Annotated in this window: 7 protein-coding genes; 2 read left to right on the top strand and 5 right to left on the bottom strand. The window is 74.3% G+C overall.

What is annotated here, in order from left to right; translation table 11 throughout:
• Positions 1-37: 37 nt before the first annotated feature.
• The 4 genes from D1J60_RS21260 to D1J60_RS21245 all read right to left on the bottom strand — a co-directional run bounded on the left by D1J60_RS21260 (position 38) and on the right by D1J60_RS21245 (position 9112).
• Entirely contained in the window at positions 38-1684 is a 1647-nt protein-coding gene (locus D1J60_RS21260) for a serine/threonine-protein kinase (RefSeq protein ID WP_125822150.1), read from the bottom strand.
• Between the two features lie 114 nt (positions 1685-1798).
• Positions 1799-4438, bottom strand: a complete 2640-nt coding sequence (locus D1J60_RS21255) for a protein kinase (protein ID WP_125822149.1) — start codon at positions 4436-4438, stop codon at positions 1799-1801.
• 87 nt (positions 4439-4525) lie between these two features.
• Entirely contained in the window at positions 4526-7255 is a 2730-nt protein-coding gene (locus tag D1J60_RS21250) for a serine/threonine-protein kinase (RefSeq protein ID WP_241253347.1), read from the bottom strand.
• A 150-nt stretch (positions 7256-7405) separates the two neighbouring features.
• Positions 7406-9112 carry a glycerol-3-phosphate dehydrogenase/oxidase gene (locus D1J60_RS21245; RefSeq protein ID WP_125822148.1) on the bottom strand — a complete coding sequence of 569 codons (1707 nt, stop codon included), beginning with the start codon at positions 9110-9112 and terminating at the stop codon, positions 7406-7408.
• Between the two features lie 254 nt (positions 9113-9366).
• Between D1J60_RS21245 and D1J60_RS21240 the strand changes: the two genes are divergently transcribed.
• Both D1J60_RS21240 and D1J60_RS21235 read left to right on the top strand, forming a co-directional pair.
• Positions 9367-10596 carry a nucleotide sugar dehydrogenase gene (locus tag D1J60_RS21240; protein WP_125822147.1) on the top strand — a complete coding sequence of 410 codons (1230 nt, stop codon included), beginning with the start codon at positions 9367-9369 and terminating at the stop codon, positions 10594-10596.
• Positions 10597-10757: 161 nt separating this feature from the next.
• Positions 10758-11231 carry a hypothetical protein gene (locus tag D1J60_RS21235; RefSeq protein ID WP_125822146.1) on the top strand — a complete coding sequence of 158 codons (474 nt, stop codon included), beginning with the start codon at positions 10758-10760 and terminating at the stop codon, positions 11229-11231.
• Positions 11232-11307: 76 nt separating this feature from the next.
• Here D1J60_RS21235 and D1J60_RS21230 read toward each other — a convergent pair whose 3' ends face one another.
• The gene (locus D1J60_RS21230) at positions 11308-12432 is read right to left on the bottom strand and encodes a GuaB3 family IMP dehydrogenase-related protein (RefSeq protein WP_125600843.1); all 1125 of its coding nucleotides are present in this window, start codon (positions 12430-12432) and stop codon (positions 11308-11310) included.
• Positions 12433-12529: the final 97 nt, after the last annotated feature.

Below are 12529 nucleotides of genomic sequence, written 5' to 3'. Positions count from 1 at the left end.
CCAGTGATCGCTGGCAGGATGGCCGGGGGTGGCGGCTTCAGCCCGCCTTCCCGGCCGGCTCCCAGCCGCTGAGCACGGTGTCGAACTGCTGGCGGGTCGTGGCCCAGTCGGCCACGGGGCCCGTCATGTAGATCGCGTACTCGGTGCCGTCCGGGGCGTAGTACATCTGCTCGATGGCCCGGCGCGGCCCGGCGTGCACCCCCTTCTCGGTCCACGTGAAGTCCCACAGCACGGCATCGGTGCTCTCCCTGAAGGTGTTCGGGGCCAGCTTCTGCCGCTTGTAGTCCGTCCGCTTCGCCACCTGCTTCTCCAGGTCGAGCAGGTGCGCGTACGGGTCCTTGTAGTCCGGGGTGGGGTCGGCCGCGATCCGGATGTAGTGCTTGCCGTCGTCCCCGGTGTAGTCGATCTGGTCGCCGAACACCTGGCGCTTCCAGCCCTTCGGGACGAACAGGGTGAAGCCCTTCGGGTCGGTGATCTTCTCCCACCCGGCCGGCGGGGCGGCGGCCTTCTGGCCGGTCTCGCCGGACTGGCCGCCCGTGGCGCTCGTGTTCTTGTCGGAGCCGCCGCCCTTGTCCGCGTCCCCGTCGTCGCCGGTGTACTTCAGCAGCCCGAAGACGGCGCCGCCGCCGAGCAGCGCCGCCACCAGGGCCACCGCGGCGACCCGCCGCAGCCGGCCCGGCGGGCGCCCCGCGGGGGCCGCGGGCCGCTCGGGCAGGGCGGTGGTGGCGGCCTGGACGGGCGCGGGCTCCGGCGCCGGGACCTGGACGGGGGCCTGGGCCGGGGCGGCCTGCGCGGAGGCCCGCTCCTCGTCGGTCACCGCGCGCGTGGGCACGTACGCCTGGGCGGCCTTCGGCTCACGGCCCTCCATCGCCTCCAGCAGCATCCGCTCGGCCTCCGCGGCCGACGGCCGCTCGGCCGGGTCCTTGCGCAGCAGCGCCGTGATGACCGGGCCCAGGGCACCGGACTGGCGGGGCACGGGCGGCTCGTCGTTCACGACGGCCTGGAGGCTGGAGATCGGCGAGGTCCGGCGGAAGGGCGAGCGGGCCTCGACGGCCGTGTACAGGGTGGCGCCCAGCGACCACAGGTCGGAGGACGGATCGGGGGCACCGCCAGTGACCCGCTCCGGGGCCAGGTAGTCGATGGAACCGACGAGTTCACCCGTTCGCGTGATCGACGAGTCGCCCTCGATCGCGGCGATCCCGAAGTCGGTCAGCAGCACCCGGCCGTCCTTGGCCAGCAGCACGTTGCCCGGCTTCACGTCCCGGTGCATCACCCCGACCGCGTGCGCCGCACGCAGCGCGCCCAGCACGTGCAGCCCGATCCGGGCCGCCTCGCGGGGCTCGATCCGGCCGGCGGCCTTGGCCGCCTCGGCGAGGGACGGACCGTCGATGTGCTCCATGACGATCCAGGGCCGGTCGTCGTGCTCCAGCACGTCGTGGACGGTCACCACCGCCGGATGCTGGATCCGGGCCGCCGCCCGCGCCTCCTTCTGCGTGCGGGCGTGCATGACCTCCCGGTCGGCCTGGGACACGTAGAGCCCCGCCGTCAGTTCCTTGACCGCGACCGTTCTGTGCAGCAGCTCGTCATGCGCGCGCCACACCTTCCCCATGCCCCCGCTGCCGATGGGCTCCACGAGCCGGTACCGGCCTGCGAGCACCGCACCCGCGCCTGTCTGCTGTTCCACGAATTCCCGCCGCTCTGTGCACTCCACGCCAGATTACGGAGCCTGCGGGCGCTGCCGGAACAAGGCGGGGCCCATAGGACAGCACTGTGACGCAATCGCCGTACTGACCGCCCGTCAGCCGCCCGCTTTGTAACTCGCCGTCGCCTTCTCGAAGACGTCGGTGACCTTGTCCTGGTTGTCCTCCGGACCCGTGACCATCACGACGTGGTACGCCCCGCCGAGCGCGACGACGAAATTGCGGGCGAACAGGGACCGGCCCGCCGCGTCGATCCAGGTGTAGCGGCCCGTGACCCGCAACTGCTGCCCGACCCTCGTGGACTTCACGTCCCCGCCGGACGCCCAGGTGGAGTTGCGGTAGGGGGCCAGCTCGGGCTCCTTGTCCTTCTGGTAGCCCAGCGGATCGGGATCGGCGCCCTCGACCCGGTCCCGGCCCGGTACGACGATCAGGGTGAACTGGCCCTGGGTGTAGCGCACCTGCCCGGCCTCGTTGATGGACTGCCGCTCCCAGCCGTTCGGCACGGCGATGACGAAGTGCGCCGGGTCCTGCTGGACGGTGTAGCCCTCCGGCGCGGGCGCGTCGCCCTGCGGGGCCGGCTTGGACTCCGGGGTTCCGCCGGGGGTGCGCCCGGGGGTCTGCGCCGGCTTGGACGCCGGGCCCTGCTGGGAGCCGCCCGGGCCGGGGGCGGACGCGGCCGGGCTGCGGGCGGCCGTGGGCTGCTGTCCGGAGTCCGCCGCGCGGGGCAGGAACACCACCGCGTACGCCACCCCGCCCGTGAGCAGGACCAGGACGCCGACCAGCAGGAGCCGGCCGAGGGAGCGCGGCCGGCGGGAGACGGCGGGGTTGCGGTGGCGGCCGTGCAGATCGCCGCGGCGGCGTACGACGGGCAGGCGGGCGGGGTCCGGCTCGGGCATCGGCAGCCCGGCGAAGTCCCCGTCGGGCTCGGGGGCGGAGCGGACCAGCGAACGGAGCCAGCCGCGCAGCTCCTCGAAGTCGGGCCGCTCGGCCGGGTCCTGGCGCAGCAGGGACTCCACGACCGGGCGCAGCGGGCCGCAGTCCTCGGCGAAGGCGGGCGGCTCGGCACAGACCATCTCGACGAGTTCCGCGACGCTGTCCTCGGGGTACGGGGCGTGCCCCTGGACGGCGCGGTACAGCAGGGCCCCGAGCGCCCAGAGGTCGGTGGCGGGGCCGACGGGTGGGGCCAGCTGCCAGTTGCCGTGGACGGGGCCGGCGGCCTGTTCGGGCGCCCAGCGCTCGGTGAGGGGGCCGACGACGGCCATCCTGGTCTGCCGGGCCCGCTCGGCGTCGAGGCCGGTGCGGGGGCCGCCCCGGGCCGCGCCGGCGTCCGCCCGGCCGCCTTGGGCGGGGGCGGGGGCCGTGAGGGGGCGCGGGGCCTGCGGTCGTGGGGGTTGCCCCGTCGGCGCGGGGGGCGCCGGGGGCGCTGCGGGCGCCGGGGGCTCGGCCTGGCGGTAGCCCTGCGGGAGGGCCAGCTGGGCGGGGAGCACGGGCCGGACCGGGGCGGGCTCGGGCTGGGGCGGGGCGGGCTGCTGGAGCTGGGCCTGCCGGGGCTCCGGCTGCCAGGGCTGCTGGAGCTGGGGCTGCTGGGGCTCCGGCCGCTCGGACTGCTGGAGCTGGGGCCGCTCGGGCTGCTGGAGCCGGGGCTCCGGCTGCTCCGGCCGCTCCGGCTCCGGCTCCGGCGGCCGCTGCGGGTCGGCCGGGCGGCGGGGGGCCACCCCGTGCCAGGGCGTGCCGGCGGCGGTGTCGGGCCCCCCGTACGGGTACGCGTACTCCTGGGGCAGGTTGGCCCCGGTCGGCGGCAGCACCGGCACCACCACGGGGCCCCGCCCGCCGCGCTGCCGCGCCACCTCGGCGGAGGCCGCCCGGGTCCCGGCCCGGTACGCGGCGACGGTCCCGGCGCGGGCGGCCGCCTCGGCCGCGGCCCGGTCCTGCCCGGGCGGAGCGGGGCGGGCCGGCTGCGGCCGCGGTTCCCGCTCCCGTTCGGGGGTGATGTGGTCCGTGTAGCGGGGGCCGGTGTCGTACCCGGGCGCCACCAGCGGCGCGTACCGGGGCCCCTCGTCCCGGGCTCCGGCCGGCGGCGGCTCCGGCCCGGGGTCCGGCGGGGGCGCCTGGGGCGGCGGGGTCCCCCAGGCGGCGTCCGCGCCCGCGTCCCCGCCCGGCTCACCGGTGTCCGGCGGCGGCACCGGGTCGTACCCGCACAGGGCCTCCTCGGCGGCGCCCGCCGCCAGCCCCGTCAGGACGACCCGTCCGTCCTCGCATATCAGCACGGTCCGGGCCGTGATGTTGCGGTGCGTCCAGCCGTGCGCGTGCAGCACGCGCAGCGCGGTCAGCACGTCGGAGGCGACCTCGGCCGCCCGGTAGGGGCTCAGTGGCTCGTCGGCGATCAGCGCGGCCAGCGGCCTGGCGGGGACGAGTTCGCTCACTATCCACAGCGAGCCGTCCTCCGCGAACACGTCGAAGACCTGGTCGAGGCGGGGATGGTCCGGTACGGAGGCGGCCGCCTGGGCGGCGGCGATGGCCCGCCGGACGGCGGGCGGCTCCCCGGCGGCCACCGCCTGCGCCCCGGATCCGTCGAGGAGTTCGGCGTCCACCACCTCGGGCAGCGGCACCTGCCGGACGAGGACCTCCTGCCCGCTGCGCGTGTCGAAGGCGCGGGTCTCCGTCAGCTCGTACTCGTCGGACGGCGGAATCGGCAGACGGTAGCGGTCGGACAGGATCCGGCCGGCGTAGTCCTCCACATCGCCTCCCCCGAGTGCGGTCCCCCATGGCCCCGCTGGACACGATACGTCGCCGGGGCCGCCCGCGTCCCGGGCTTGGAAGGCCCGTCAGCCCAACGGCTGGAAGGTCTGGAAGGCGGTGTCCCGCAGCTGCGTGCACTCGGGGCCGTCCCACTGGTCGGCGGCACAGGTGATCATGATGGCGTAACCGTGCGTGGCGTCGGCCTTGAAGCCGCGGTTGAGGACGCGCACCCGCGTGCCCTGCTGCTCCCGCTCGAACTCCCAGTCCGCGACGGTCGGGTAGTTGCGGTAGCTCACCGTGTCCAGGCGGATCAGGCGGTAGTTCTTGCTGCTGCCCGCGACGGCGGGGGCGAGCTTGGCCCAGGCGAGGCGGGCGTCGTTGCCCGGGCTGCCGGTGTAGTCGACCTGGATCCTCGGGAAGCCGCCGTCGCGGCTGTATATCGCGCCGGAGTCCTCGCCGGCGGTGCCGGTCTGGCGGAAGCCCTCGGGCATCGCCATCGAGAAGTGGAACCCGAGGTCCGTCACGGTGGCGAAGCCCGCCGGGAGTCCGCCGGCCGGGCCGCCGGGGCTGGCGCCCTGGCCCTGGCCCTGGCTCTGGCCCTGCGCCGGGTTCTGCCCCTGGCCCTGTCCCTGGTCGGCGCCGCCGGGGGTGCCGCTGGGCGCCGGAGCGCCCGGGGTGCCGCTGGGGTTCGCGCTCGGCGAGGAACCGGCCGACGCGGAGGGGCCGTTGCCCGCGGAGGGGCCGGGCGAGGGGGTGCCGGAGGCGACCGGGCCGCCCTTGCCCTCGTTCTTGCGGCCGCCGTCCTTGCCGTCGCCCTTGATCATGTACGCGATGAGCGAGCCGACGACCGCGAGGACGACGACCACCGCGGCTATGGCCAGCACGATGGTGCGGCGCGACACCACGTCGGTGAGGGAGGGACCGGGCTGCGCGGGCCTGGCCGGGGGCGCCTCCGCCGCGGCGGCGGCCTCGGCGGCGGCCGCCTTGCGGGCGGCCTTCAGGGCGGCGCGGGTCCGCTCGCGCTGCTCGCGCTCACGGCGCTCGCGTTCCTTCTTGGCGGCCTTCTCGGCAGCCGCGTCGGCCTTGGTGAGGGAGATCGGGCGGGTCTCCTCGACCGGCGGGAGGGGCTGCGGCTCCGGGGCGGCGGCCGGCTCGGGGGCGTTGATCACGGCCGTGAGCATCGTCCGCGCCTGGTCCTCGCCGAGGCGCATGGCCGGGTCCTTGACCAGCAGCCCGTAGATGACCTCGGTGAGCGGGCCGCCGGCGTTCTGCGGCGGGTCGACGGGCTCGGTCATCACCGCGGTGAGCGTGGCGAGCGCGTTGCCCTTGTCGTACGGGGGCACGCCCTCGACGGCCGCGTACAGCAGCCCGCCGAGGGACCACATGTCCGCGGGCGGTCCGGGCTTCTGGCCGCGGGCGCGCTCCGGGGAGATGTACGAGGGGGCTCCGACCAGCATGCCGGTGGAGGTGATGGAGGGGTCGCCCTCCACCTGGGCGATGCCGAAGTCGGTGAGCACGACGCGGCCGGAGGCGGCGATGAGCACGTTGGACGGCTTCACGTCGCGGTGCAGGATCCCCTGGCGGTGCGCGGCGCGGAGCACGTCGAGCACGGCGAGGCCGACCTCGGCCGCGCGGTGCGGGGTCAGCGGGCCGTTCTCCCGGACGAACTCGGCGAGCGAGGGGCCCTCGATGAGCTCCATGACGATCCAGGGGCGGGCGTCCTCGTCGACGACGTCGTAGACGGTGACGGCCCCTTCGTTGCGGATCCGGGCGATGGCCTTGGCCTCGCGGAGGGTCCGGGTGATGAGCCGGCGCTTCTCGTCCTCGTCGACGCCGTTGCCGAAGCGGAGCTCCTTGACGGCGACGGTCCGGCCGAGGACCTCGTCCTCGGCGCGCCAGACGGTACCCATGCCGCCCTTGCCGAGCACGGCACCCAACCGGTACCGCCCGGCCAGCAACCGCCCCTCGCGCCGCGCCTCTTCGACGTCGCCCTCGTCCGCCTGGGCAAGGGCGTCCTCGACGCGACTCCGCTTCCCAGCCCCCGCATCCGCACCCACCCCCTTGGCCTCGGCACCCTTGGCGGGAGCGCCCTTCGCAGGGGCGTCGCCCGAGGACTCGCCCTTCTCCGAAGCCGCCTTGGCGGACGCCGCCTTCGCGGGAGCGTCCTGGGCGGGCTCGTCCCCGGCCGGGACTGCCGTGACGGCCCCGTCCTTCTTCAGGTCCGTCTTCGCGGCAGCACCCTCCACCGGAGCCGCCCCGACGGACGCGCCCTTGGCGGGAGCGTCCTTCGCAGGGGCGTCGCCCGAGGACTCGCCCTTCTCCGAAGCCGCCTTGGCGGACGCCACCTTCGCGGGAGCGTCCTGGGCGGGCTCGTCCCCGGCCGGAACTGCCGTGGCGGCCCCGTCCTTCTTCAGGCCCACGGACGCACCCTTCGCCGGAGCGTCCTTCGCAGGGGCGTCGCCCGAGGACTCGCCCTTCTCCGAAGCCGCCTTGGCGGACGCCACCTTCGCGGGGGCACCATTGTCGGGCTCGTCCTCGGCCGGGACTGCCGTGGCCGCCTCGTCCTTCTTCAGGTCCGCCTTCGCGGCAGCACCCTCCGCCGGAGCCGCCCCGACGGACGCGCCCTTCGCGGGAGCGTCCTTGGCGGGCTCGGCCGGTTCGGGGGGCTCAACGGCCCCGGCCGGACCGGGCTTCGCAGCGGAAGCGGAGCCGCGCGGCCGGGGGAGGGCGGCGGCGGAACCGGCGGGCCCGGCCCCGTCATCCAGCTTCGCCACAGGCGCCCCGGCAGACGACTCGGTGTGCTCCGGCTTCGACATGCGTCCCCTCTGCGATCGTGCAGCCTGCCCCGGCTGCCTCGGCAGCCGCCGGGGGGCACGGTAATCCACCCCGGCAGAAACCTCATTGTTGCTCACTCCGCATCCGACGGGAGCCCCGGGTCCGCCGGTTCCCCCTCGTGTATCTCGGAGTTACAACGGGACGATGTCGGGCGCCCCCAACCGTGCCGCGTCCGCCGTCTGGTCGTCCGGCTGGCGCTGTGATTCCCGCTCCGCCTGCACCCGCTTCTCGTAGTGCTCGACCTCCTTCTCGATCTGCTGCTTGTCCCAGCCCAGCACCGGAGCCATCAATTCCGCACATTCGCGCGCCGATCGGGTCCCCCGGTCGAAGGTCTCGATGGAGATCCGGGTCCGCCGGGTCAGCACGTCGTCCAGGTGCCGGGCGCCCTCGTGCGAGGCGGCGTAGACGATTTCCGCCCGCAGGTAGTCCTCCGCACCGGTCAGCGGCTCGGCCAGCCCCGGATCGGCCTCGATCAGCCCGAGCAGTTCCTCCGTCAGGGACCCGTAGCGGTTCAACAGGTGTTCCACCCGCACCACATGGAGCCCCGTCCGCGCGGCCATGCGGGCGCGGCCGTTCCACAGGGCCCGGTAGCCCTCCGCCCCCACCAGCGGCACGTCCTCCGTCACGCACTCCGCGACCCGCTGGTCCAGCCCGTGCACCGCCTCGTCGACCGCGTCCTTCGCCATCACCCGGTACGTCGTGTACTTGCCGCCCGCCACCACCACCAGGCCCGGCACCGGATGGGCCACCGTGTGCTCGCGGGAGAGCTTGCTCGTGGCGTCCGACTCCCCCGCCAGCAGCGGCCGCAGGCCCGCGTACACGCCCTGGACGTCGTCCCGCGTGAGCGGCACCGCCAGCACCGAGTTCACGTGCTCCAGCAGGTAGTCGATGTCCGCGCTCGACGCCGCCGGGTGCGCCTTGTCCAGGTCCCAGTCCGTGTCCGTGGTACCCACGATCCAGTGCCGGCCCCACGGGATCACGAACAGCACCGACTTCTCGGTCCGCAGGATCAGCCCGGTGCTGGAGTGGATCCGGTCCTTCGGGACGACCAGGTGGATCCCCTTCGACGCCCGTACGTGGAACTGTCCGCGCTCGCCGATCAGCGCCTGGGTGTCGTCGGTCCACACCCCGGTCGCGTTCACGACCTGCTTCGCGCGGATCTCGTACTCGCCACCGCCCTCCACATCACGCACCGTGGCCCCGACGACCCGCTCGCCCTCGCGCAGGAAGCCGACCACCCTCGCCCTATTGGCGCAGTGCGCCCCGTACGCCGCGGCCGTCCGGACCAGCGTGGCGACGTAGCGCGCGTCGTCCATCTGGGCGTCGTAGTACTGCAGGGCGCCCACCAGGGCGTCCTTGCGCAGGGCCGGCGCGATGCGCAGGGCCCGCTTGCGCGTCAGGTGCCGGTGGGTGGGCAGGCCGCGGCCGTGTCCGCTGGAGACGGACATCGCGTCGTACAGGGCCACGCCCGAGCCGGCGTAGAAGCGCTCCCAGCCCTTGTGCTGGAGGGGGTACAGGAAGGGCACCGGCTTCACCAGGTGCGGGGCGAGGCGCTCCAGCAGCAGCCCGCGCTCCTTGAGCGCCTCCCGTACGAGGGCGAAGTCGAGCATCTCCAGGTACCGCAGGCCGCCGTGGATCAGTTTGCTCGACCGGCTCGACGTCCCGGACGCCCAGTCACGGGCCTCCACCAGGCCCGTGGACAGGCCTCTGGTCACGGCGTCCAGCGCGGTGCCCGCGCCGACCACGCCCGCGCCGACGACCAGAACGTCCACTTCCCGCTCGGCCATCCGGGCGAGCGCCTCCGCGCGCTGTACCGGTCCCAGTGTCGCTGTCCTCACGGCTGCCTCCCGTTGGTGCGGGCCGTACCCGCTCGGTGCGGGTGATCCCGCTCACATCGCCCGCTTGTCGATTCTGACCGGCCGCACCCACATCAGCCACCGCCTGTGGACAACACAACGGCGACCACCACCCCACAATGCGACATATCTGTCATATATACGCCTAGTCTGACATTGCGCCAGCTCCACTCGTCCACAGGACTTGCGCGCACCGCCTCCTCATGCATGCCAGGGAAGGGAAGGGACGGCCCCCCATGCCCGCAGATCTCGCCGTCATCGGACTCGGCCACCTCGGCCTCCCCCTCGCCCAGGCGGCCGTAGCCGCCGGAATCGAGACCGTCGGCTACGACAGCGGCCCCGCCACGGACAGCACCCTCACCGCCGCCGAGATCCGCCGCATGTCGGCGGCCGGCTTCCGCGTCACCACGAACCCCGCCGAACTCGGCCGGGTCCGCACCGCCGTCATCTGCGCCCCTACCCAGCTCGGCGCCGACCGTGCGCTCGACCTCGGGGCCGTCGGCGAGGCGGGCCGCACCCTCGCCGCCCGGCTGCGCCCGCACACCACCGTGATCCTGGAATCCGCCGCCCACCCCGGCGTCACCGAGGACTACCTGCGGCCCATCCTCGAAGAGGGCTCCGGCCTGCGGGCCGGCCGGGACTTCCACCTGGCCTACTCCCCCAGCCGCCTCGACCCCGGCAACCGGACCCACACCATCTCCAACACCCCCAGGGTCATCGGCGGCCTCACCCCCGCCTGCACCGAGTCCGCGCACGCCTTCTACGCCCGCCTCACCGAGAAGGTCGTACGCGCCCGCGGCCTGCGCGAGGCCGAGACCGTACAGCTCCTGGAGACCAACTACCGGCACGTCAACATCGCCCTGATGAACGAGATGGCCGTCCTCTGCCACGACCTCGGCGTCGACCTGTGGGACGTCATCCGCTGCGCCGAGACCAAGCCGTACGGCTTCCAGGCCTTCCGCCCCGGCCCCGGGGTCGGCGGCCACGGCGTCCCCCTCGACCCCAACTACCTCCCCCACACCACCCGCACCCCCGGCCACCCCCTGCGCATGGTCGGACTGGCCCAGGAGATCAACAACCGGATGCCGCAGTACGTCATCCAGCGCTGCGCCACCCTGCTGAACGAGCACGGCAAGTCCGCGCGCGGCGCCCGCGTCCTCCTCCTGGGCGTCACCTACAAGCCCGACCTCGCCGACCAGGAGGGCTCCCCGGCCCGCGAGATCGCCAGCCGACTCCTCGACCTGGGCGCGCAGATCAGCTACCACGACCCGTACATCGCGGGCTGGCGGGTCCGCGACCAGCCCGTGCCGCGCGCCGACTCCCTCTACGAGGCCGCCGCCAACGCCGACCTGACGATCCTGCTCCAGCACCACCGCACCTACGACATGCAGGGCCTGGCGGTGAAGGCACAGCTCCTCCTCGACACCCGCGGCGCCAGCCCGGCCGGCGCGGCCCACCGCCTCTGACGGCGGACCCGCCCCAGGTCACGACCGGATCCCGGTCCGGTCACCCGACCGAAATCCCCCGGTGGAATTCGACCGTCCCCTGTTAGCCTGCGGCGTCACTTATCCCGCACTTACGCCCTCCGGGCGGCCGTGCGTCCGAATCCCTGGGGGGGATTTCCACCATGAGCCAGAACTTCCAGCCGCCGGCGCCCGCCTCCTACACCGAGGCCCCCGCCCCCGCCCCGGCGCGCGGCGGCAACGTCGGCCTCGGCATCGCCGCCGGCGTCGTGGCGGCACTGGTCGCGGCCGCCGCGTACGGCGGCATCATGAACGCCATCGACCGCGAGATCGGTTACGCGGCCGCTGGCGTCGGCCTCCTCGTGGGCCTGGCCGCCGGCAAGATCGGCGGGCGCAACCCGGTCCTGCCCGTGGTCGCCGCCGTGCTGTCCCTCGGCGCCGTCTACCTCGGCCAGCTGTTCTTCGTCGTCCTCGTGGCCACCAAGATCGGCAACAGCGGGGTCATGGACGTCATCGACAAGGTCGGCGTCTCCGGCCTGAACGCGGTCTGGAAGGAGAGCCTGGACCCCATCTCCTTCCTCTTCTTCGGCCTCGCCGCCTTCGTCGCCTTCGGCTCCGCCAAGAAGGCGAGCGACTGAGCACACGCCCCGCACGCGCCGGAGGGCCGGCACCCCTGACGGGGTGCCGGCCCTCCGGCGTGCTCGCGGTGAGGGGTCAGCGGCTGTGCTGCGAGTCCGCGACCGTGACCTCGACGCGCTGGAACTCCTTGAGCTCGCTGTAGCCGGTGGTGGCCATCGAGCGGCGGAGCGCGCCGAAGAAGTTCATCGAGCCGTCCGGGGTGTGCGACGGGCCCGTGAGGATCTCCTCGGTGGTGCCGACGGTGCCGAGGTCGACCTTCTTGCCGCGCGGCACGTCCTCGTGGACGGCCTCCATGCCCCAGTGGTTGCCCTTGCCCGGGGCGTCGGTGGCGCGGGCCAGCGGGGAGCCCATCATGACGGCGTCGGCGCCGCAGGCCACGGCCTTCGGGATGTCGCCGGACCAGCCCACGCCGCCGTCGGCGATGACGTGGACGTAGCGGCCGCCGGACTCGTCCATGTAGTCGCGGCGGGCCGCGGCCACGTCCGCGACGGCGGTGGCCATCGGGACCTGGATGCCGAGCACGTTGCGCGTGGTGTGCGCGGCGCCGCCGCCGAAGCCGACGAGGACGCCCGCCGCGCCGGTGCGCATCAGGTGCAGGGCCGCCGTGTAGGTGGCGCAGCCGCCGACGATGACCGGGACGTCGAGCTCGTAGATGAACTGCTTGAGGTTCAGCGGCTCGGCGGCGCCGGAGACGTGCTCCGCGGACACGGTGGTGCCGCGGATCACGAAGATGTCCACGCCCGCGTCCACGACCGCCTTGGAGAACTCGGCGGTGCGCTGCGGGGAGAGCGCGGCGGCGGTGACGACGCCCGAGTCGCGCACCTCCTTGATGCGCTGCCGGATCAGGTCGGCCTGGATCGGCGCGGCGTAGATCTCCTGGAGGCGGCGGGTGGCCCTGGCCTCGTCCAGCTCCGCGATCTCGTCGAGCAGCGGCTGCGGGTCCTCGTAGCGGGTCCACAGGCCTTCGAGGTTCAGCACGCCGAGGCCGCCGAGCTCGCCGATGCGGATCGCGGTCTGCGGGGAGACCACCGAGTCCATGGGGGCGGCCAGGAAGGGGAGCTCGAAGCGGTACGCGTCGATCTGCCAGGCGATCGAGACCTCCTTCGGGTCCCGCGTACGCCGGCTGGGGACGATGGCGATGTCGTCGAAGGCGTACGCCCGGCGGCCGCGCTTGCCGCGCCCGATCTCGATCTCAGTCACGTGTGGTGGCCTTTCCTCTGGGTCTGCCCGTCCAGTATCCCCGAACCCCGGGGACCCGCGTTCCGGTGACCGCGGTACGGACGGCGGATCCCCCGGA

The organism is Streptomyces sp. W1SF4, assembly GCF_003950035.1.
Classification (GTDB): domain Bacteria; phylum Actinomycetota; class Actinomycetes; order Streptomycetales; family Streptomycetaceae; genus Streptomyces; species Streptomyces racemochromogenes.
The sequence above is the reverse complement of the archived record's forward strand: the minus strand, read 5'-3'. Positions and strand labels throughout refer to the sequence as shown.